A 20,682-nucleotide genomic window follows, 5' to 3' on the forward strand; every position below is an offset into this window, starting at 1 on the left:
TGTGGTGCCGTGTGATGCCGGGAGGTGCTGTGGTGCGCTGGTGTCTTCGTTGGTCAGTACGGGAAGGCCGGGATGGTCGTGCTGCTCGCGATGCCGCGGGCGTGGCCGTGCCTGTCGATTCCGAGTCCGGAGAGCAGACTGGCGCGCAACTCGGCGAGCTCTGCGGAGCCGCGGTCGCGCGGGCGGCGCCCGGGCACGGTGACGGTCTCGAGCACGGTCGCCGCGGCGTCGCCGTCGGCGCGGCCGAGCAGCACGATGCGGTCGGCCAGTTGCAGTGCCTCGTCGACGTCGTGCGTCACGAGCAGCACAGTGGTGGGCTCGGCCGCGTGGATGTCGAGGAGCAGGTCCTGCATCTTGAGACGGGTCAGGGCGTCGAGCGCCCCGAACGGCTCGTCGAGCAGCAGCACGCCGGGGCTACGGGCGAGGGCGCGCGCGAGCGACGCGCGCTGGGCCATGCCGCCCGACACCTCGCGGGGTCGCTGGCCGGCCGCATCCGCCAGCCCGACGAGCTCGAGCAGGCGATCGACTCCGGCACGGGCCGTGGCCTTCGGCGTGCCGCGTGGAACGCCGAGCGCCACGTTGTCTGCGATGCTGCGCCAGGGGAGCAGGCGCGGCTCCTGGAAGCCGACCGCCGTGCGGGGGTCGTAGGTGGCGACGGGAGTGCCGTCGATGCTCACACTGCCCGAGGTCTGGGTGTCGAGTCCGCCGGCGATGCGCAGCAGCGTGGACTTGCCGCATCCGCTCGCCCCGATGATGGCGACGATCTCACCGGGCTCGACCCGCAGGTCGACGTCGGCGAGCACGGGCTTCGAGGGGTCGAAGGCCCGGCCCAGGCGCCCGAACTCGACCGAGACCGCGACGCCGGTGGGCGTCGTGGAGGTCGCGGAATCGGTGGGCATCCTTCGAAATTACCCACCGTATGCATGCGTCGGTCAGGTGGGCGAGACACGACGTAACAGTGCGTTGCCCGGCGTCGCAGGGCGCCTCGCTAGAGGTGCTTGCGCATGTGCACGCTGGTGACGCTGTACCCGACGCGGTCGTAGAGCCTGCGCGCCGTGTCGTTGCCGCCGAACACGTTGAGCCCGATCGCGGTGACGCCGGCCGCGCGGGCGACGTCTTCGGCGAGCAGCATGGTGGCCTCGGCGATGCCGCGGCGGCGGAAGGCCTCGTGCACCTCGATGTCCCAGATCCACCAGTCGCCTCCGGTGCCGTCCGCCGTCGGCCCGATCCACAACCAGCCGGCATCGTCTTCGTCGACCGTGATGGTGAAGATGCGGTGGCCATCGACAGGCACGCCATCCGGGAAGAACCTCGCCTGCGAGCTCGCGGCGGCGCTGGCGGCCTCGGCGGGGATGTCGCCGGCATCGATGCGCGCCTGCTCGTAGAGCGCGTTCGAGATCGGCAGCCAGGCGGCGAGCTGCTCGGGGGTCTTGTCGACGAGGGTGACGGATGCAGCAGGGCTCATGGCTCCATCGTTCCATGCGCCCACCCACCCAGGCCCGGACTTCGGCTCGCCGCTTCTGGTCGCGAAGCGCCGCTCATTCCGCCCGAAAGTGGCGAGCTGGCGCTCGGGGTGGGGTGGGCGAGCGGCGTCGACCCACCGTTCTGACGGAGTGCGCTCGGACTGTGCTGCGACAATGAATCCATGACGAGAACCGTGCGTGGCGCATCAGTCCTGATCACTGGAGCGGCCATGGGCATGGGGCGGTTGTACGCGGAGCGGGCCGTCGCGGAAGGGGCGGCATCCGTCGTTCTCTGGGACCGTGACGCCCACGCCCTGGCCCAGACCGTGGGCGACCTCGGCACGGCCTCGAAGGGGCGCACCCGCATCCACTCCTACGTCGTCGACGTGGCCGACCTCGGTGCGATCGCCAAGGCCGCGCAGAAGGTGCGCAAGGAGGTCGGCAACCCCGACGTGCTCATCAACAACGCCGGAGTCGTGCGCGGCAACGGGTACTTCTGGGAGACCGACAACGGCGACGACACCCGGCCGACGATGCAGGTGAACGCCCTCGCCCCCATGTACATCACGCGCGAGTTCCTGCCTGGCATGGTGGCCCGCGCCTATCGGGCGTCGCGCATCGTGAACATAGCGTCGGCCGCGGGCATGATCTCGAACCCGCGCATGAGCGTCTATGCGGCGTCGAAGGCCGCGCTCATCGGATGGAGCGACTCACTGCGCCTCGAGCTGGTGCGCGATGACCACGCGAACGTGAAGGTCACGACAGTGGCGCCCAGCTACATCTCCACGGGCATGTTCGATGGCGCCCGCGGGCCGCTGCTCACGCCGATCATGACGCCGGAGTACGTGGTCGACCAGGTCTGGAAGGCGATGCTCGCCGGGCGCCCGATGCTGATGCTGCCGTGGACCGTCGGGTTCTCGAAGGTGCTGCGCGGAGTGCTGCCCGGCGCGGCCTTCGACGCCGTCGCCGGCCGCTTCTTCGGCGTCTACCGCTCGATGGACCGCTTCACCGGTCGCTAGAGAACTGCCGGGTCAGAAGATCATCGGCCGATCGTCGTCGTCGCCCGCGAGCTCGATGTCGACGAGCACGGGCACGTGGTCGCTGGGAGCGTCGCCCTTGCGCTCGTTGCGGTGGATGGAGGCATCCGTCACCAGATCGGCGAAGGCCGGCGAGCCGAGGATGAAGTCGATGCGCAGGCCCTCGTTGCGCGGGAACCGCAGCTGCTTGTAGTCCCAGTAGGTGTAGCCGGTGGGCAGGATCGGGCGCACGACGTCGCTGAGGCCGGCCTCCTCGAGCGCAGCGAACGCAGCACGTTCGGGCGGCGAGATGTGGGTCGACAGTCCGGGGACGAGGGCGGGGTCGCCCACGTCGGCGTCGGTGGGCGCGACGTTGAAGTCGCCCATGAGGGCCAGAGGCAGGTGCGGGTCGGATGCGAGCGAGTCGCGCGTGTAGGCAGCGAGCGCCTCATACCAGTCGAGCTTGTAGGTGTAGTGCGGGTCGTCGAGTGAGCGGCCGTTGGGAACGTAGAGGCTCCAGAGGCGCATGCCGTCGATGGTGACGCCCATGGCGCGGGCCTCCTGCGGCTGATCCGGCCCCTCGACGCCCTTGAGGAAGCCGGGCATGGCGGGGAACGCGTGCTCGACGTCGGTGATCGGGGTGCGGCTCGCGAAGGCCACGCCGTTCCACTGGCTCAGGCCGTGGGCGACGACTTCGTAGCCGGCTTCCTCGAACTGCTCGTAGGGGAACTGCTCGGGCTTGCACTTGATCTCCTGCATCGCGAGCACGTCGACGTCTTCACGCACCATCCAGTCGACGGTGCGGCCCACACGGGCGCGGATCGAGTTGACGTTCCAAGTGGCGATGCGCATACCGAGAACGCTACCGGCTGCCCCGGACGCGAATCGAACCGCCAGAAGTCGAGGATGCGTCACCACAATTGGGGGGCGCCCGAACGGGGGTCGAGGGCATAGTGTGTCCACTGTCTATCACCCGAAGACAGACCGGAACCCGAATCCGAAATGCGGAGGCCATTGTGCTCCGAAGTATCCCTGCTGCCCTATTTCTCGCTGCCGCCATCGTGCTCACGCCGACGGTGGCCAACGCGGAGGACTATGTTCCCCGCACTCCTCCCGTCGAGCCGTCGATCGCGGGATCAGCCGCGACCGGTGTCTGCGACGGCGACGTGCCGTACATCTTCTACGACGTCACCCTCACCGATCCCGACGACAAGGCCACCAGTCACACGGCCTACCTCACGCTGTCGGGCGGTGGTCAATCCGAGACGTTCCTGCTCGGCGAGATCGTCGGCGGCCAGCTGAGTGGGAGCATGCTCTGGCCCGGCGCCAGCGTCGGCCCGAACGGCGAGCCGACAGGCTGGCCGGGCTGGATCCAGGTCGGTGGCACGTGGGTGCAGACCGACGGCAACTACGGCTGGACCCGCGGCATCACCTCGGCCGAGATCACGGTCAACCCCGAGACGACCGTGCCGCTGAGCTACCCGCCTGCGTCGCCGAACTGCGTGATGGCTCCCCCCGGAGCCGACCCCACGCCGCCCGGATCGACCACGACGTCAGCGTCCGGCACGGGACTGGCTGAAACGGGCGTGAGCCCGGTGCTGCTGCCTCTCGGTGTCGGCTCGGTTCTGGTGATCCTCGCCGGACTCGTGTTCTTCCTCGTGCGACGTCGCACCAACACCAGCACTCGCTGACAACGTGAGTGAGGACGTGCCGGCAGTCGAGCCGGCCACTGCGACGCGTCGTCGTGGCCGGCTCGTCTGGCTGATCGTCGGTGTCGTGCTCGTCGCGGTGGTCGGCGCCGTCGTCTGGGTCGGCGTACGTGGCTGGCTCGCCAAGGGCGAGCTCGAGGCCGCCGCGGTGACGGCCGAGAAACTGCAGGCCGACATCGTCGCGGGCGACACCGCTGCGGCCGCTGACGGTGCCGACAAGCTCGTCGACCACACCCATGAGGCGGCCGCTCTCACGGGCGACCCGATCTGGGCGCTCGCCGAGATCGTGCCCGTCGTCGGACCGAACCTGAGCGCGGTCAGGGTGCTGTCGACCCAGCTCGACGCTGCCGCCAGCGGAGCCATCCGGCCGTTGACCGGCCTGGCGCAGTCGGTGTTCGCCGAGTCGTTCCGACCCGTCGACGGCCGCATCGATGTGGAACCTCTCGTCGCGGCGCGCCCGGCAGCCCATTCCGCGCGCACTGTGCTGACGGATGCCGCGGCAGCAGTGGGCGCGATCGACGACGACGGCCTCCTCGGCCCCGTCGCCGACGCGAAGACGTCCCTCGCCACGGCCCTGGGCCAGGCAGCGGGACTCAGCGCGACTCTCGATGACGCGCTCGTGATCGCCCCCGTCATGCTGGGTGCCGACGGCCCCCGCAACTACCTGGTGCTGTTCCAGAACAACGCGGAGCTCCGCACGGCCGGCGGCATCCCCGGAGCCTTCGCCCTCGTGCACGCGGAGGACGGGTTGCTCCAGCTGGTCAGGCAGGCGAGTACCGCGGACTTCTCGCCGAACGGACCAGCGCTTCCCGCGCCCGCCGCGATGGCCGCCGTGTTCGGTGACGGCATGAGCAGCCACATCCAGGACGTCACGATGACGCCGGACTTCACCGTGAGCGCCGACCTCGCCTCAGCCATGTGGGAGCGGAAGTTCGGCGGCACGGTCGACGGCGTGATCGCCGTCGATCCCGTCGCCCTCAGCTATCTGCTGGGAGCGACAGGCCCGGTGACCCTCGCCGATGGTTCCGAGCTCACCACAGAGAACGCGGTGACGTCTCTGCTCGTCGACGTCTACACGCGCTTCCCCGATGGCGCCGCCCAGGACGCGTTCTTCGCCGAGTCCGCCGCGGCGAGTTTCAAGGCGATCACCGGAGGCGCCGCGGATCCGAAGGCCCTGGTGTCGGCTCTCGCCCGCGCCGGCGACGAGAACCGCGTCGCCCTCTGGAGCAACGACGAATCCGTGCAGAGCGTTCTCGCCGGAACCACTCTCGCGGGTCTCGACGCTGCGCAGAAGGAGCTCGGCCCGGAGGCCTACGGCGTCTATCTCAACGACGCCACCGGCGCGAAGATGGACCCGTATCTCGACGTCGCGATGGCCGTGGGGGCGGTGCCGCGCGATGACGGGCGGTCCGACGTCACGGTCACCGTGACCCTCACCAGCACGGCCGCAGCGGACGCCGCGACGAGCTACCCTCCCGTGGTCGCCGGCACCGGCTTCTACGGGGTCGCACCAGGTCAGATCGCGACGAACGTGACGGTCTTCGCTCCTGCCGGCGCCTTCGACGCCGGCGTGGAACGCGACGGCGAGCGGGTCGAGTACGCCCCGGCCGTCGTCGACGACCGTGCAGTGAGTTCGGTGGGCGTCACGCTGGCTCCGGGCGAGAAGGCGGAGCTGGTCTTCCACTACACCTCGGCCGAGAAGGGTCAGTCGGAACCGCTGCTGCTCCACACGCCGTTGATGAAGAACATCACCGTCGGCTCCCTCTGATCCACCCGATTCCCCGATCCCCTCGCCAATGCCCCCGAAAAGGGGGTATGGTCATCTAAACCGGTTTAGGTGAGCGATGCTCATCCGACCGGCCTCGACGAGGAGGACCGATGGCTGAGGAACCCGACGTGACCGCAGCGCCTGCGCTGCCGGCATCCGGCGCCCGTCCGACCATCGCCGATGTCGCGCGTCGGGCCGGCGTGAGCAAGGGACTCGTCTCCTTCGCCCTGAACGACAGGCCCGGCGTGAAGGCCGAGACCCGTGAGCGCATCCTGGGGGTCGCCGACGAGCTGGGCTTCACGCCGAGTGTGCGCGCCCGCGCCCTGAGCGTCGACCGCTCCTTCGCCCTCGGGCTCGTCATCGCCCGCGATCCGTCGATCGTCGCCGCCGATCCGTTCTTCCCCACCTTCATCTCGGGGGTGGAGAGCGAGCTCTCCGAGGTGGGCCAGGCGCTCGTGCTGGCCTCGACCACCTCGCAGCGGCAGGAGGCCGAGACCTATCGGCAGCTCGCCGGTGACAAGAGGGTCGACGGCGTCTTCCTCACCGACCTGCGCGCGAACGACGAGCGCATCGGCCTGCTGCAGAAGCTGGGCCTGCGCGCGGTCACCCTCGGGCGGCCCGACGTCTCCTCCCCGTTCCCCGCCGTGTCGAGCGACGATGGTGCCGGCATCCGCGCTGTCGTGGATCACCTCGTCCTCCTCGGCCACACTCGCATCGCGCACGTCGCCGGACCCGCGGACCTGCTGCACGCAGCGCACCGCCGCACCGCCTTCGAAGGCGCGATGACGGATGCCGGCCTCGACGCGACCCGCGTCGTCGAGACCGACTTCTCCGCGCGGGAGGGCGCCGAGGCGACCCGGCGCCTGCTCGCTGTGCGGTCGTCGCACCGGCCGACGGCGATCGTCTACTCGAACGACCCGATGGCCATCGCCGGTATCGCCATCGCCCGTCGCGCCGGCCTCGACGTGCCGCGCGACCTCTCGGTGGCCGGCTTCGACAACACCGACCTGGCCGAGCACGTGTACCCGTCGCTCACCTCGGTGGCCACGGATGTCGCACTCTGGGGCGCGACGGCCGCCCGCGTGCTGCTCGCGGCCGTCGCCGGCGACGCCATCGACGGCCGCACCCCGTTGCCGACCCGGCTCGTCATCCGCGAATCGACCGCTGCAGCCCCCACGACCACCTGAACACAGTGAAGAACCGACGGTACGACCCGTCGCAACGAAAGGAAGAAATCATGCGAAGAGGCATGACGATCGGAATCCTGGCCGCCGCGACGGCCGTCGCCCTCGTGGGCTGTTCGGGCGGAGGCGGAGGGGGAGACGCGAGGACGAAGGGCCCGATCACCATCTGGTACTCGAACAACGAGGCCGAGATCGCGTGGGGCAAGCAGATGGTGGAGGCGTGGAACGCCGACAACCCCGACGAGCAGGTCAAGGCGCAGGAGATCCCGGCCGGTGACAGCAGCGAAGAGGTCATCAGCGCGGCGATCACGGCGGGCAATGCGCCCTGCCTGATCTTCAACACCTCGCCGGCCGCCGTGCCGCAGTTCGAGAAGCAGGGCGGACTCGTCTCGCTCAGCGACTTCGAGGACGGCGACGACTACATCACCTCGCGCACCGGCGACCTCGCCGAGCAGTACGCCTCGGCCGACGGCGCGTACTTCCAGATGCCCTGGAAGTCGAACCCGGTCATGATCTTCTACAACAAGGACCTGTTCGCGAAGGCCGGCCTCGACGCCGACAGCCCGAAGCTGTCGACCTACGACGAGTTCCTCACGGCCTCCCGCGCCATCGTGGACTCCGGTGCGGCGAAGTACGCCATCCACCCGGCTCCGACGAGCGAGTTCTTCCAGAGCTGGTTCGACTTCTATCCGCTGTACGCCGCCGAGACCGAGGGAACGCAGCTCGTCGAGGACGGCAAGGCCACCTTCGACTCCGACGAGGGCGAGGCCGTCTCCGAACTCTGGCGCACGATGTACGAGGAGAACCTCGCCGGCCAGGAGCAGTACCAGGGCGACTCCTTCCTCGACGGCGAGGCCGCCATGGCCATCGTCGGTCCGTGGGCCATCGCGGTCTACGGCGACGACGTGAACTGGGGCGCGGTTCCGGTTCCCACGTCGGAGGGAACGGATGCTGCTGAGACGTACACCTTCAGCGACGCCAAGAACATCGGCCTCTACAGCGCCTGCAAGAACCAGCAGACGGCCTGGGACGTGTTGAAGTTCGCCACCAGCGAGGAGCAGGACGGCAAGCTGCTCGAGCTCACCGGCCAGATGCCGCTGCGCAGCGACCTCACGACGGTCTACCCCGACTACTTCGCCGACAACCCCGCCTACACGGTGTTCGGCGACCAGGCGAGCCGAACCGTCGAGGTGCCCAACGTCGCGAACTCCGTGGAGATCTGGCAGAACTTCCGCGACGGCTACTCCAAGGCCGTCATCTTCGGCGAGGGCGACATTCCCGCCTTCCTGAAGGACACCGCCGCCAAGATCGACACCCTCGCAAGCGCGAACTGACATCGATCATGACCACCATCACCCGACCGACGGAGGTCGAGGCGCAGCGACAAGACGCGCCTCGGCCCCGCCGCCGGCGCTGGCTGGGAAGCAGCCCCCTCGGTCTGCTCTTCACGGCGCCCTACCTGATCTTCATCTGCGCGATCTTCGCGTATCCGATCGTCTTCGCGGTCTGGATGTCGTTCCAGGACTACTTCTTCTCCGCTCCCGGGGTCGAGGTCGACCGGCCGTTCGTGGGCTTCGACAACTACATCGCGGTGCTGCAGGACCCGGCGGTCTGGCAGTCCTTCCGCAACGTCGGCGTCTTCCTGATCATCAACGTGCCACTCACGGTGGTGCTCTCGATCGTGCTGGCATCGGCGCTCAACCGCGTCGTGCACGCGCGGGCGTTCCTCCGCGTCAGCTACTACGTGCCCTACGTCGCGGCTTCGGTCGCCGTGGTCGGCGTCTGGCTGTTCCTGTTCAGCGGGGGCGGGCTCGTGAACAACGTGCTCGGCGACTTGGCCCCCGTTCCGTCCTGGCTCATCAACTCGCAGCTCGCGATGCCCGTCATCGCGCTCTTCGTCACCTGGAAGCAGCTCGGGTTCTACATCCTGCTCTACCTCGCGGCTCTCCAGAACGTGCCGAAGGAGCTGTACGAATCGGCGGCGACGGATGGCGCAGGCGGTGTGCGCACCTTCTTCTCCGTCACGGTCCCGGGCGTGCGCCCGGCGACCCTGCTCGTCCTGCTGATCTCGACGATCACCGGCGCGAACCTGTTCACGGAGCCCTACCTGCTGACGGGCGGCGGAGGACCCAACGGTGCATCGGCCAGTCCGGTGCTCCTGATGTACCAGAAGGGCATCGAGCAGGGGAATCCGGATGTCGCCTCGGCGATCGGCGTGATCCTGATCATCTGCGTGCTCATCATCGCCTTCATCCAGCGTCGCCTCGTGAGAGATGAGGAATCATGATCCGGTTCGGAATGGTGCTCCGCTACATCCTGCTGCTCCTCGGGGCACTCGTCTTCCTGTTCCCCTTCTACTACATGGTCGTGGGCTCGTTGCAGGCCACGCCCGACTCCAGCCCGGCGGGCGCCTTCCCGGCACCCGGCAACCTGACCCTCGACAACTACGTGGCCGTCAACGAGCGCATCAACCTGCTGCAGGGGCTGGTCAACTCCGGCATCTTCACCGGCGGTGTGCTCCTCGGAACAGTCGTGTTCGGGCTCCTGGCCGGGTATGCGCTCGCGGTGCTCTCGTTCCGCGGGCGAGGCACGATCTTCGCGCTCGTGCTGCTGGTGCAGGTCATCCCGTTCCAGTTGCTGATGATCCCGCTCTACGTGATGATCGCCCGCAACTACGGCCTCAGCGACAACTACCTGGGCATGATCCTGCCGTTCTTCATCAGCTCGGTGGCCGTGCTCATCTTCAGGCAGTACTTCCTGCAGTTGCCGAAGGACCTGTTCAACGCCGCCCGCATCGACGGCGCCAGTGAGCTGCGCATCCTCTGGAGCGTCGCCATCCCGCTGGTGCGACCGGCCCTGCTCACCGTGGTGCTGCTCACCTTCATCGGTCCGTGGAACGAGTTCCTCTGGCCGTTCCTGATCACCAAGGAGGCGTCGATGCAACCACTCGCCGTCTCGCTCGCCAACTACATCTCCTCGATCGCGGCGTCGACGGCGAACCCCTTCGGTTCCCTCCTCGCCGGAGCCGTCGTGCTCGCCGTGCCCGTCGTGGTGCTGCTGATCATCTTCCAGCGTCAGTTCGTCTCGAACGACATCGGATCGGGAGTGAAGGGATGACCATGCAGATTCCATACACGCTCACCCGGGCCGGCGTCATCATGACGCCGGAGCCCGGCAACGACCTCGAGGCCGAGGGGGTGCTCAACCCGGCGACGGCCCGCGCCGCGAACGGCGAGTTGTACCTGTTCCCCAGGCTCGTGGCATCCGGCAACGTCTCCAGGGTCGGCATAGCGCGCATCGTGCTGGACGACGGAGTGCCTGTCGGCGTGGAACGCGAGGGCATCGTGCTCGAGCCGGACCGCGGGTGGGAGCACGGCGTCGGCAACGGGGGCGTCGAGGATCCGCGCATCACGCGCATCGACGAACTCGGCCTGCACGTGATGACCTACGTCGCGTACGGCCCCCTCGGTCCCCGCACGGCCATCGCCGTGTCGGAGGACCTGCGGGACTGGCAGCGCCTCGGGCCGGCACTCTTCGCCTATGACGACGCCCTCGACGCAGACCTCAACCTGTTTCACAACAAGGACACCGTGTTCTTCCCGGAGGCCGTGACGGGTCCGGACGGAGTGCGCAGCCTCGCCGTGCTGCACCGGCCGATGTGGGACCTCGACGAGGTCAAGGCGGGTCAGGGAGTGCGCACTCCCGCGAACGTGCCCGATGCGCGGCAGTCCATCTGGATCAGCTTCGTGCACCTGGCCGATGTCCAGAAGGACCTGGCCGCCCTCACGTTCTGGCGCAACCACCGCTTCCTGGCCGGCCCCGAGCACCCGTTCGAGGCGCTCAAGATCGGCGGCGGACCGGCTCCGCTGCGGGTCCCGGAGGGCTGGCTGCTGCTGCACCACGGGGTGACCGGCACCATCACGAGCGCCTTCGACCAGCAGCAGAACGTGAACTACGCCGTCGGGGCCATGATCCTCGACGCCGACGACCCCACCCGGGTGATCGCTCGCAGCGCGGAACCGCTGCTCGCCCCGGAGACCGAGGAGGAGCGCAGCGGCATCGTGCCCAACGTGGTCTTCCCCACGGCCATCGAGCTCATCGACGGCGTGCACTGGCTGTTCTACGGGATGGCCGACTCGAAGATCGGCGTCGCCAGACTCGATCGCAGTACCGCCCGCGAGACATCTGACTGAGGAGCACCTCCCATGACCACCATCACGACGCGACGGATGCGGATGGGCATGCTGCTCACGGCCACGCTCGCCGTCACCGGCCTCTCGGGCTTGGCGGCGGCGCCGGCGACGGCCGCGCCTGCGGCATCCGTCACCCCGCTCACCAACCTCGCCCACCTCGACTTCCTGCTCGACACCGCCGAGCCCGTCGCCGTCGACGGCCACACGACCTACAGGCTCGACGAGGAGCCGCAGCTCGTGCTGCCGTGGACCTACGCCGACGCCCGTGACGGCGGCACCTTCGAACGTGTCGGCGGCGGACCGCTCGACGCGGCGACAGGGGACTGGGGCCAGGGCGCCTACAACGCCGACGACGTGGCGCGGGCCGCCGTCGTCTACCTCAGGCACTGGCGGCTCACGGGCGAGGCCTCGAGTCGCACCAGCGCCTACGAGATGCTGCGATCGCTCGCCTACCTGCAGACCTCGTCGGGAGCGAACTCCGGCAACGTCGTGCTGTGGATGCAGCCCGACGGCGAGCTCAACCCGAGCGCCGAGCCCGTCGAGCTGCCGAACCCGTCGGACTCCGGACCCAGCTACTGGACCGCCCGCGCGCTCTGGGCCTTCGGTGAGGGCTACGCGGCCTTCGCCGAGAGCGGCACAGCCGACGATGCGGCCTTCGCGTCCTTCCTCGGGGAGAGGCTCGCCCTCTCGCGTGCGGCGGTCGACACCCAGGTGCTGAGCCGCTACGGGGAGTACGAGCAGAGCGACGGACTGAAGGTTCCCGCCTGGCTGATCGTCGACGGTGCCGACGCCTCGGCCGAGGCCGTGCTCGGACTGTCGGCCTACGTCGACTCGAGTGGCGACCCCGCGGCTCGCGAGACCCTGCGCAAGCTCGCCGAGGGCATCGCCGCGATGGGGGCGGCATCGGGAGCCGACACCAGGTCGTGGCCCTACGGCGCGATCCTGCCGTGGGCGCAGTCGCGCTCGATGTGGCACGCGTGGGGGTCGCAGATGCCGGCGGCGCTCGCCGCGGCATCCGGAACCCTCGGCACGTCGTCTCTCCTGAAGCCGGCGGTACGCGACGCCGCCGTGTTCACGGCGACGCTCCTTCTCGCCGGCGGACCCGACAACGGCTGGTTCCCGACTCCGACCGACACCACCCAGATCGCCTACGGCGCCGACTCCCGCCTGCAGTCGCTCCTCGCGGTCGCCGATGCGACGGGTTCCCCGGCCTTCGACCAGCTCGCGGCCATCCAGGCAGCGTGGTTCTTCGGGGCCAACCGGGCCTCGGCGCCGATGTACGACCCGGCCACGGGTGTCACCTTCGACGGACTCGCTCCCGACGGCACGATCAACCGCAACGGCGGTGCCGAGAGCACGATTCACGGCCTGCTGTCGATGATCGCCCTCGATGCCCGCCCGGATGTGGCTGCTCGAGCGCAGGGCGTCACCACGGTGTCGCAGCGCGACGGGCTGCACCTGCTCGAGGCCGAGACCGGCTCGGGCGGAGCGGTGTCGACGCCGGCTTCAGCGTGGACCGGCGAGTCTCTCTACAGCGGTGACGTGCTCACGGTGAAGACGGGCTCGAAGGCTGTCCTCCCGATCGGCGCCGCCGACCAGCCACGCGTCGTGGAGTCTGTGCAGTGGGTCGAGCCGGGCGACCGGGTGCGATCGTTGTGGACGAGCGGCATCCTGCCCCTCGGGCTGCTCTCGATCCGCGGACCGGAGCAGGGCATCAGCCCGACGCCGGGGGTGCTGCTGCCGCAGGTGTTGCAGCTGCCCGTGCCGGCGCGTGCCACCACGGTGACCGTACGGCCGCTGGGCGGAACCGCCACCATAGACAACCTGATCGTGCGACCTCTGGTCTCGCGGATGCTGCTGAATGGGACAGCTGGCGACACGCAACTGCTGCAGTCGGCCGCCCGCATCCCGTGGCCCACGACAGTCGGAGTGGGAGCCGCGGCGTCACTGAGCGTCTACGACGCGTCGGGACGGCTGGTGAGCCAGCGCGACATCGGGGCGTCGGCCAGGACGGTGCTGCCCGCCGGAGGATTCGCCGTGGTCACGCGGTAGATCGGGAGAGGGTGCGGCGAGTGGCAGGATGGAGGAGTGGGTGACCTCCAGCTGGGCTACGCGGCGATGCTCGAGCAGTTCGCGCCCTCGGAGGCCGTCGCACTGGCGGCCTTCGCCGAGCAGAACGGCTTCCGCGGAGTCATGGCCGACGACCACTTCCAGCCGTGGGTGCCCCAGCAGGGCCAGGCCGGTTTCGTGTGGAACGTGCTCACGGCCGTCGCCGAGCGCACGACGGGCGACATCGGCCCCGGTGTGACGGCGCCGACCTACCGCTGGCATCCCGCGATCGTCGCCCAGGCGTCAGCCACCCTCGCCTCGATGTACCCGGGCAGGCACTGGCTGGGCATCGGCTCGGGTGAGGCACTGAACGAGCACATCGTCGGCGCCTACTGGCCCGAGCCGGCTGAGCGCATCAACCGCATGTTCGAGGCCATCGAGGTGATCTCGAAGCTGTTCACAGCCTCGATCGCCGGCCGCGACGTCAAGCACTCCGGCCCCCACTTCACGCTCGAGTCCACGCGTCTCTGGACGATGCCGCCCGTCGCCCCCGAGATCCTGGTCGCGACCAGTGGACCGCTGACAGCACGTCGTGCCGGACGCGTCGCCGACGGACTCATCACCGTGGCCGCGCCGCTGGAGCGCATCGCCGGACTCTTCGATCGGTTCGCCCTCGGGGCGCGCGATGCGGGCAAGGACCCCGCCACGATGCCCAAGGTGCTGCAGCTGCACCTGTCGTGGGCGCCGACAGACGAGGAGGCGATGCGCAACGCGCTCGTCGAGTGGCCCAACGGCGGCATGCGGTTCCCGAAGAGCGACATCCGTTCGCCGTTCGAGTTCGAACAGGTCGCGCGGATGGTCCGTCCCGAGGACTTCGAGGGCAGAATGGTGATCTCGAGTGATACCGACGTGCACCGCGCGTCGATCCAGAAGTACGCCGACCTGGGCTTCGACCGCATCTACCTGCACAACGTGGGCCGCAACCAGCGGGAGTGGATCGAGGTCTTCGGCCGCGACGTGCTCCCCGCCGTCAGGAGGTGACGATGTATTCCGTCAGTGTGATCGATGACATCCCCGAGGTGCGTCCCGGCGACGACCTCGTCGAGCTGATCGGCTCCCGGGCCGAGCTCGCCGACGGCGACATCGTGGTCGTCACCTCGAAGATCGTCTCCAAGTCCGAGGGGCGATTCGTCGCGGCGGATGACCGGGAGCAGGCGATCTCGGACGAGACGGTCCGCGTCGTCGCGACCCGCACCACGGCCGATGGCGGCACGACCCGCATCGTCGAGAACCGCCTCGGCATCGTGTCCGCTGCGGCCGGCGTCGACGCCTCAAACACCCCGGACGGAACCGTGCTGCTGCTGCCCGTCGACCCCGACGGGTCGGCCCGCTCCATCTGCGTCGGACTGCGCGAGCTGAGCGGCGCATCCGTCGGCGTCATCATCTCCGACACCCTCGGGAGGGCCTGGCGACAGGGGCAGGTGGATGTCGCGATCGGCGCCGCCGGCGTGCACGTCTTCGACGACCTGCGCGGCACCCTCGACACCAGCGGCAAGCCGATGGCAGTGACCCAGCCCTGCGTCGCCGACGAGCTCGCCTCGGCCGGCGACCTGGTGAAGGGCAAGACCGGCGGCACCCCCGTCGCGATCGTGCGCGGTCTCGGTCGCTTCGTCGGCGACCTCGACCTTCCCGGCGCCGCCACCATCGTGCGGCCGGTCGAGCAGGACATGTTCCGCACCGGCAGCGAGGAGGCCTACGACGAGGGCTACCGCGACGGCTTCGCCGAGGGCCAGCAGGAGGCCGTCGGCTCATGATCCATCCCGCCCCGCACCCGCGCCCGGCATCCGGCACCACGAAAGGCATCACAGCATGACGCTCACCCTGGGATACAAGGCATCCGCGGAGCAGTTCGCGCCCCGGGAGCTGGTCGAGATCGCCGTGGCCGCGGAGGCGCACGGCTTCGAGTCGGCGTTCGCGAGCGACCACTTCCAGCCCTGGCGCCATGAGGGCGGGCACGCTCCGTTCTCGCTGGCCTGGATGGCTGCAGTGGGCGAGCGCACCTCGACCCTGCGCATCGGCACGAGCGTGATGACGCCGACCTTCCGCTACAACCCGGCCGTTCTGGCACAGGCGTTCGCGACCCTGGGCTGCCTCTACCCGGGCCGCATCATCGCCGGCTTCGGAACCGGAGAGGCGCTCAACGAGATCGCGACGGGCTTCCGCGGAGCAGGGGAGCAGGACTGGCCTGAGTTCAAGGAGCGCTTCGGCAGGCTGCGCGAGTCGGTGCGGCTCATGCGCGCCCTGTGGAGCCAGGACCGCGTCGACTTCGAGGGCGAGTACTACTCCACGCACGGCGCGTCCATCTACGACCGGCCCGAAGGCGGCATCCCGGTGTACATCGCTGCGGGCGGCCCGACCGTCGCCAAGTACGCGGGGCGCGCAGGAGACGGCTTCATCTGCACCTCGGGCAAGGGCTGGGACCTGTACACCGAGAAGCTCGTGCCCGCGGTGAAGGAGGGCGCCGAGGCCGGTGACCGCTCCTACGACGACCTCGACCGCATGATCGAGATCAAGCTCTCCTACGAGGAGACCGAGGAGGCCGCGCTCGAGAACACCCGCTTCTGGGCCCCCCTGGCCCTCAGCGCGGAGCAGAAGTCGAGCATCCACGATCCGATCGAGATGGAGAAGGCGGCGGATGCCCTGCCGATCGAGAAGATCGCCTCGCGGTGGATCGTGGGCAGCGACCCCGACACCGTGACTGCCGAGATCGCGAAGTACGTCGATGCGGGCTTCAACCACCTCGTCTTCCACGCCCCCGGCGAGGACCAGCGGCGCTTCCTCGGCCTGTTCGAACGCGACCTGGCCCCCCGCCTGCGCGCCCTCCCGTGACGGCAGGCTGGTCCCTTGTCGTGCCGGTCAAGGGCACGATCGACGCCAAGAGCCGCCTGGGCGACGCCCTCTCGGCCCAGGAGCGGTCGTCGCTGGCTCTGGCTTTCGCCCACGACACGGTCGTCGCGGCGGTGGCGAGTGCGCGAGTGGCGCGCGTCTACGTCGTGACGGACGCGGAGATCGACTGGCCTGCGTCGACGACGGCGGGGGCGGCTGAGACGGTCGTCGTGGTTCCCGAGGGCGAACGCCGCGGCCTGAACGCGGCGATCGAACTCGGCATCCGCGCCGCCGGACGTTCGCTGGGGTCGTCTGCGCCCGCCGCCGGCATCGCCGTGCTCCTCGGCGACCTGCCCGCGTTGCGAAGCGAGGACCTCGATGCGGCTCTCGCGTCGGCCGAGAATATCGACCGGGGGTTTGTCCCGGATGCCGAGGGCACGGGAACGACGCTGCTCACAGCGCGCGCCGGTCTGCCGTTGGAGCCGCGATTCGGGGAGAACTCGGCTGCGGCGCACGCCGCGCTCGGACACGTCCGCCTGGATGCCGGAACGTCACTGCGCCGCGACGTCGACGTTCCGGCCGCACTGGAGGAAGCCATGAGGCTGGGAGTCGGCGAGCGCACCCGCGCCGCCCTGTCGCCGCAGAGGATCCGGTCATGACCTCGTCCACCCGCAAGCGACGTGGCGGTCGCGCCGGGGCCCGCGTGGTGGGTGCCGCCATCGGAGTCATCGGCAGTTTCGTCACGGTGGCGCTCTGGGTCGCGTGGCTGCGCGGCCGGCGGGAGCACTGGCGGGGCACCCTCTCGGGCTCGATCCCCGTGAACTCGGCCTACTGGCGGGAGCTCGGTTCGAAGCCCGGCGAGATCCTGTACGTGGCGATCGGCGACTCGGCGGCGCAGGGCATCGGCGCGAGCCGGCCGGCGCACAGCTACGTCGGATTCCTCGCGCGCGAGCTGCGCAACCGCACCTCCCGCGCTGTGCGCGTGGCCAACCTCAGTGTCTCGGGCGGCACCGTGCGCACGGCCATCGACATCGAGCTGCCCCTGCTCACCGCACTCGGTGCCCAGCCCGACATCCTCACCGTGTGCATCGGGGCCAACGACATCGCCGATTTCGATGCCGAGCGCTTCGACAGCGACATCCGCGAGCTGTTCGCTGCCCTGCCTCCTCACGCCATCGTCGCCGACCTGCCGAGCTTCTACTTCCTGCCGGGCGAGAAGAAGGTGCTGGTGGCCAACAGGCTGCTGCGGGCGGCAGCGGCCGACTTCGGCCTCGAGGTCGTCGGCCTGCACGCGATCACCAAGCGTCAGGGTCTGTGGGGTGTCTCCACCCAGTTCGCCGGCGACCTCTTCCACCCCAACGATCGCGGCTACGCGCTGTGGGCCCGTGCGTTCACGCCGGCTGTCGACCGGCGGCTGGGCGAGGTGCTGGCTCAGCTCGACTGACGGCATCCGGCGTCGCTGGGGGTTTGGTGGGGAACCGCCGATTGGCGCCGTTGCAGACGTACGCTGGAACGATGCAGAGGCGTTGGGCGATGTGGCTTCCCGCGGTGGTTGTTCCCGTGGTGATCGGGGTGGGCGTGCTCGCCGTGCCCCTGACAGCAGGCGCCGCCGTCGACCTGCCCGACAAGACTCCGGCCGAGGTGCTCGAACTCGCGCAGACCGCCGACGTCTCGGCCTTCTCGGGCACGATCGAGCAGAGCTCCGACCTGGGTCTGCCCGACCTCTCGTCGCTCGGCAGCATCGGCGGCTCCGGTTCCGCCGGAGGCTCGGCTGACGCTGCGGCATCCGGCACCGACATCTCCAGCGCCCTCGAACTCCTCACCGGCTCGCACACGGCCCGTGTCTTCGTCGACGGAACGGATGCCCGCCTCCAGGTCCTGGACTCCCTGGCCGAACGCGACGTCGTGGCCACGCCCGACGGCGTCTGGATCTACGACTCCGAAGGCGCGTCGGCCACGCACATCACGGCTCCGGCCGACGGCGACTCCGATGCGAAGAAGGCTCCGGATGCCGCCGACATCCCGACGCCGAGCGCGGTGGCGACCGAGCTCCTCACGAAGCTCGACCCGAGCACCGAGGTGAGCGTCGGCACCGACGCGACAGTCGCCGGCCGCACCGTCTACGAGCTCATCCTCACTCCGCGGGCATCGGACACCCTGGTCGGATCCGTGTCGATCGACGTCGACTCCGCCACCGGCCTCCCCCTCGGCGTCGCCGTCCTGGCCGCGGGTTCCGACGAGCCCGCGTTCTCGATCGCGTTCACGGAACTCTCGCTCGATGCTCCGGATGCCGCCCTGTTCGACTTCACGCCCCCCTCGGGCACCACCGTGACCGAGCAGGAGCTGCCTGATTCCGACAGGTTCGCCGATCACGGCGACGTCGCCGCTCCCGAGCGCGACGGGGCGGAGCCCACGGTCATCGGGACGGGGTGGTCGTCGATCGTCGAGATCGCGGCATCCGAGGTTCCGGCCGAACTCGCCGACTCGCCCCTGCTCGACACCGCCGCCCAGGCCGTCGACGGCGGTCGGGTCATCTCCACGACGCTGCTCAGCGTGCTGTTCACCGACGACGGGCGCATCCTCGCCGGAGCCGTCCCGCCCGCCGCGCTGGAGGATGCTGCTGCCGGGCGGTGAGTCCTCCGATCTCGCGATCGAGACTCATGACCTGACGAAGCGCTTCGGCCGCCAGACGGCCGTCGCCGGCATCGACCTCGCCGTTCCGCGCGGTTCGGTGTTCGGCTTCCTCGGTCCCAACGGGTCGGGCAAGACCACCAGCATCCGCATGATGCTCGGCCTCGTCAGCCCGAGCAGCGGATCGGTGCGCCTGCTCGGCGAGGAGATGCCGCGCCGTCTCAGCGAGGTGCTGCCCCGGGTCGGCGCCCTGGTCGAAGGACCGGCGTTCTCGCCGTTCCTGTCGGGCGCGGCCAATCTGCGACGCTTCGACTCCGCCGATCCGCTGGCGCCACCCCGCACCCGCGGTGCACGCGTCGAGGCGGCTCTGGACCGCGTCGGGCTCGGCCACGCCGCCTCCAAGAAGGTGCAGGCGTACTCCCTCGGCATGAAGCAGCGGCTGGGGCTCGCCAACACGCTGCTCATGCCGCGCGAGCTGCTCGTGCTCGATGAGCCGACCAACGGCCTCGACCCGCAGGGCACCCGCGAGGTGCGTGCCCTCATCCGCTCGCTCGCCGACAGTGGCACCACGGTCTTCGTCTCGAGTCATCTGCTCGCCGAGATCGAGCAGATCTGCACCCACGTCGGGGTCATGAGCGCCGGTGCGCTGGTCGCGACGGGCACCCTCGACGAGCTGCGGCAGGTCGGCGCGGCCCGAGTGATCCTGCAGACTCCGGATGCCGCGGCTGCGCGCCGCGTGCTGGTGGGTCTCGGCCTCGCGCTGCTCGAGGCGACCGAGCCCGACCACGTCGTGGCATCCGTCGCCGAGGGAGTCGGTGGCGACGGCGACGGCCTCAGGCCTGAGGCCATCGTGGCTGCACTCGTCGAGGCCGGCGTGCGCGTGCGGGGATTCTCCGTGGAGCAGCCCAGCCTCGAGGATCGCTTCGTCGCCCTCACCGGAGAGGGGTTCGACGTTGTTCAGTAGCCTCCTGCTCTCGGAGCTGCGCATCCTGTTCTCGCGCCGGCGCACCGTGGCGCTTCTCGTCGCGCTGGCGGCCATCCCGATCCTCATCGCCGTCGCCATCAGGCTGGCGTCGTCACCCGGAACCGGTCGTGGTCCCGCCTTCCTCGACCAGGTCACCCAGAACGGCCTCTTCGTCGGGGTCTCGGCGCTCGTCGTGGCCATCCCGCTGTTCCTGCCGCTCACCGTCGGGGTCGTCGCCGGCGACACCATCGCCGGCGAGGCCAGCCACGGCACCCTGCGCTATCTCCTCGTCGCCCCGGCGGGCCGCGCGCGGCTGCTCGTGGTGAAGTACCTCGGGGCCGCCGCATTCTGCATCGCCGCAGCCCTCACCGTCGTCATCGCCGGCACCCTGATCGGTGCGGCGCTGTTCCCCGTCGGTCCGGTCACGGTGCTGTCGGGCACCACCATCGACGTGGGCGAGGCCCTCCTGCGCTTCCTCGCCATCGCGGGCTACGTGGCGGTCTCGCTGCTGGGACTCTCGGCCATCGGCCTGTTCTTCTCCACCCTCACGAACGTGCCGGTTGGAGCCATGGCCGCCACCATCTCGTTCTCGGTGGCGTCGCAGATCCTCGACGCGCTGCCGCAGACCGAGTGGCTGCATCCGTGGCTCTTCAGCCACTACTGGTTCTCGTTCGCCGACATCCTGCGCGACCCCGTCTCGTGGGCATCGTTCGGCGACAACGCGCTGCTTCAGGCCGGCTACATCGCCGTCTTCGGAGCTCTCGCGTTCGGGCGGTTCCTCACGAAGGACATACTGGCCTGACGGACCCTGTCGGCTCT

Annotated in this window: 20 protein-coding genes; 17 read left to right on the forward strand and 3 right to left on the reverse strand. The window is 69.6% G+C overall.

Going from position 1 to position 20,682, the window contains the following annotated elements; genetic code table 11:
- Positions 1–53: 53 nt before the first annotated feature.
- Complete coding sequence (locus E4M00_RS10560) at positions 54–899, reverse strand: ABC transporter ATP-binding protein (RefSeq protein ID WP_135120447.1); 846 nt, start codon at positions 897–899, stop codon at positions 54–56.
- An 89-nt stretch (positions 900–988) separates the two neighbouring features.
- Entirely contained in the window at positions 989–1,465 is a 477-nt protein-coding gene (locus tag E4M00_RS10565; RefSeq protein WP_135120448.1) for a GNAT family N-acetyltransferase, read from the reverse strand.
- Between the two features lie 180 nt (positions 1,466–1,645).
- Here E4M00_RS10565 and E4M00_RS10570 point away from each other — a divergent pair, with 180 nt between their 5' ends.
- A complete protein-coding gene (locus E4M00_RS10570; protein WP_135120449.1) occupies positions 1,646–2,482 on the forward strand; it encodes an SDR family oxidoreductase in 837 nt (278 codons plus the stop codon).
- A 12-nt stretch (positions 2,483–2,494) separates the two neighbouring features.
- Here the strand turns inward: E4M00_RS10570 and E4M00_RS10575 are convergent, their stop codons facing one another.
- Positions 2,495–3,331 (reverse strand): exodeoxyribonuclease III, encoded by an 837-nt coding sequence (locus E4M00_RS10575; RefSeq protein ID WP_135120450.1) that lies wholly within the window; start codon positions 3,329–3,331, stop codon positions 2,495–2,497.
- 164 nt (positions 3,332–3,495) lie between these two features.
- Here E4M00_RS10575 and E4M00_RS10580 point away from each other — a divergent pair, with 164 nt between their 5' ends.
- The 16 genes from E4M00_RS10580 (at position 3,496) to E4M00_RS10655 (ending at position 20,665) form a co-directional block, all read left to right on the forward strand.
- A complete protein-coding gene (locus E4M00_RS10580) occupies positions 3,496–4,170 on the forward strand; it encodes a cell wall protein (RefSeq protein WP_240037015.1) in 675 nt (224 codons plus the stop codon).
- A 4-nt stretch (positions 4,171–4,174) separates the two neighbouring features.
- The gene (locus tag E4M00_RS10585; protein ID WP_204772994.1) at positions 4,175–5,956 is read left to right on the forward strand and encodes a DUF4012 domain-containing protein; all 1,782 of its coding nucleotides are present in this window, start codon (positions 4,175–4,177) and stop codon (positions 5,954–5,956) included.
- Positions 5,957–6,066: 110 nt separating this feature from the next.
- Positions 6,067–7,143, forward strand: coding sequence for a LacI family DNA-binding transcriptional regulator (locus E4M00_RS10590; protein ID WP_135120452.1), 1,077 nt, complete (start codon positions 6,067–6,069; stop codon positions 7,141–7,143).
- A gap of 50 nt (positions 7,144–7,193) precedes the next feature.
- Positions 7,194–8,474, forward strand: coding sequence for an extracellular solute-binding protein (locus E4M00_RS10595; protein WP_135120453.1), 1,281 nt, complete (start codon positions 7,194–7,196; stop codon positions 8,472–8,474).
- 8 nt (positions 8,475–8,482) lie between these two features.
- Positions 8,483–9,427 carry a carbohydrate ABC transporter permease gene (locus E4M00_RS10600; protein WP_135120454.1) on the forward strand — a complete coding sequence of 315 codons (945 nt, stop codon included), beginning with the start codon at positions 8,483–8,485 and terminating at the stop codon, positions 9,425–9,427.
- Positions 9,424–10,257: a carbohydrate ABC transporter permease gene (locus E4M00_RS10605; protein WP_204772995.1), complete on the forward strand. Its 834-nt coding sequence runs from the start codon at positions 9,424–9,426 to the stop codon at positions 10,255–10,257. The genes E4M00_RS10600 and E4M00_RS10605 overlap by 4 nt, the downstream gene beginning before the upstream one ends.
- 2 nt (positions 10,258–10,259) lie before the next feature.
- The gene (locus tag E4M00_RS10610; RefSeq protein ID WP_420813443.1) at positions 10,260–11,333 is read left to right on the forward strand and encodes a glycoside hydrolase family 130 protein; all 1,074 of its coding nucleotides are present in this window, start codon (positions 10,260–10,262) and stop codon (positions 11,331–11,333) included.
- Positions 11,334–11,345: 12 nt separating this feature from the next.
- Positions 11,346–13,385 carry a hypothetical protein gene (locus E4M00_RS10615; protein WP_135120456.1) on the forward strand — a complete coding sequence of 680 codons (2,040 nt, stop codon included), beginning with the start codon at positions 11,346–11,348 and terminating at the stop codon, positions 13,383–13,385.
- 66 nt (positions 13,386–13,451) lie between these two features.
- Positions 13,452–14,423, forward strand: coding sequence for a TIGR03557 family F420-dependent LLM class oxidoreductase (locus E4M00_RS10620; RefSeq protein ID WP_135120576.1), 972 nt, complete (start codon positions 13,452–13,454; stop codon positions 14,421–14,423).
- Positions 14,424–14,425: 2 nt separating this feature from the next.
- Positions 14,426–15,196, forward strand: a complete 771-nt coding sequence (gene cofE / locus E4M00_RS10625) for a coenzyme F420-0:L-glutamate ligase (protein ID WP_135120457.1) — start codon at positions 14,426–14,428, stop codon at positions 15,194–15,196.
- A 55-nt stretch (positions 15,197–15,251) separates the two neighbouring features.
- Positions 15,252–16,271 (forward strand): glucose-6-phosphate dehydrogenase (coenzyme-F420), encoded by a 1,020-nt coding sequence (gene fgd / locus E4M00_RS10630; protein ID WP_135120458.1) that lies wholly within the window; start codon positions 15,252–15,254, stop codon positions 16,269–16,271.
- A complete protein-coding gene (gene cofC / locus E4M00_RS10635) occupies positions 16,268–16,927 on the forward strand; it encodes a 2-phospho-L-lactate guanylyltransferase (protein WP_135120459.1) in 660 nt (219 codons plus the stop codon). Before fgd ends, cofC begins: the two co-directional genes overlap by 4 nt.
- Positions 16,924–17,712 (forward strand): SGNH/GDSL hydrolase family protein, encoded by a 789-nt coding sequence (locus E4M00_RS10640; RefSeq protein ID WP_135120460.1) that lies wholly within the window; start codon positions 16,924–16,926, stop codon positions 17,710–17,712. Before cofC ends, E4M00_RS10640 begins: the two co-directional genes overlap by 4 nt.
- Positions 17,713–17,783: 71 nt before the next feature.
- A complete protein-coding gene (locus E4M00_RS10645) occupies positions 17,784–18,902 on the forward strand; it encodes a LolA family protein (protein WP_135120461.1) in 1,119 nt (372 codons plus the stop codon).
- Positions 18,883–19,863, forward strand: coding sequence for an ABC transporter ATP-binding protein (locus E4M00_RS18070; protein ID WP_135120462.1), 981 nt, complete (start codon positions 18,883–18,885; stop codon positions 19,861–19,863). Before E4M00_RS10645 ends, E4M00_RS18070 begins: the two co-directional genes overlap by 20 nt.
- Positions 19,853–20,665 carry an ABC transporter permease gene (locus E4M00_RS10655; RefSeq protein ID WP_240037017.1) on the forward strand — a complete coding sequence of 271 codons (813 nt, stop codon included), beginning with the start codon at positions 19,853–19,855 and terminating at the stop codon, positions 20,663–20,665. Before E4M00_RS18070 ends, E4M00_RS10655 begins: the two co-directional genes overlap by 11 nt.
- Positions 20,666–20,682 lie beyond the last annotated feature (17 nt).

Source organism: Orlajensenia leifsoniae (assembly GCF_004570845.1).
Taxonomy (GTDB): domain Bacteria; phylum Actinomycetota; class Actinomycetes; order Actinomycetales; family Microbacteriaceae; genus Orlajensenia; species Orlajensenia leifsoniae.

Excerpts from the sequence above, each read along its gene's own strand:
- E4M00_RS10570 (WP_135120449.1), top strand. The coding sequence starts at position 1,646 with ATGACGAGAACCGTGCGTGGCGCATCAGTCCTGATCACTGGAGCGGCC.
- E4M00_RS10575 (WP_135120450.1), bottom strand. The coding sequence starts at position 3,331 with ATGCGCATCGCCACTTGGAACGTCAACTCGATCCGCGCCCGTGTGGGC.
- cofE (WP_135120457.1), top strand. The coding sequence starts at position 14,426 with ATGTATTCCGTCAGTGTGATCGATGACATCCCCGAGGTGCGTCCCGGC.
- E4M00_RS10560 (WP_135120447.1), bottom strand. The coding sequence starts at position 899 with ATGCCCACCGATTCCGCGACCTCCACGACGCCCACCGGCGTCGCGGTC.
- E4M00_RS10590 (WP_135120452.1), top strand. The coding sequence starts at position 6,067 with ATGGCTGAGGAACCCGACGTGACCGCAGCGCCTGCGCTGCCGGCATCC.
- E4M00_RS10620 (WP_135120576.1), top strand. The coding sequence starts at position 13,452 with ATGCTCGAGCAGTTCGCGCCCTCGGAGGCCGTCGCACTGGCGGCCTTC.
- E4M00_RS10610 (WP_420813443.1), top strand. The coding sequence starts at position 10,260 with ATGCAGATTCCATACACGCTCACCCGGGCCGGCGTCATCATGACGCCG.
- fgd (WP_135120458.1), top strand. The coding sequence starts at position 15,252 with ATGACGCTCACCCTGGGATACAAGGCATCCGCGGAGCAGTTCGCGCCC.
- E4M00_RS10565 (WP_135120448.1), bottom strand. The coding sequence starts at position 1,465 with ATGAGCCCTGCTGCATCCGTCACCCTCGTCGACAAGACCCCCGAGCAG.
- E4M00_RS18070 (WP_135120462.1), top strand. The coding sequence starts at position 18,883 with ATGCTGCTGCCGGGCGGTGAGTCCTCCGATCTCGCGATCGAGACTCAT.
- E4M00_RS10645 (WP_135120461.1), top strand. The coding sequence starts at position 17,784 with ATGCAGAGGCGTTGGGCGATGTGGCTTCCCGCGGTGGTTGTTCCCGTG.
- E4M00_RS10615 (WP_135120456.1), top strand. The coding sequence starts at position 11,346 with ATGACCACCATCACGACGCGACGGATGCGGATGGGCATGCTGCTCACG.
- E4M00_RS10605 (WP_204772995.1), top strand. The coding sequence starts at position 9,424 with ATGATCCGGTTCGGAATGGTGCTCCGCTACATCCTGCTGCTCCTCGGG.
- E4M00_RS10595 (WP_135120453.1), top strand. The coding sequence starts at position 7,194 with ATGCGAAGAGGCATGACGATCGGAATCCTGGCCGCCGCGACGGCCGTC.
- E4M00_RS10640 (WP_135120460.1), top strand. The coding sequence starts at position 16,924 with ATGACCTCGTCCACCCGCAAGCGACGTGGCGGTCGCGCCGGGGCCCGC.
- E4M00_RS10600 (WP_135120454.1), top strand. The coding sequence starts at position 8,483 with ATGACCACCATCACCCGACCGACGGAGGTCGAGGCGCAGCGACAAGAC.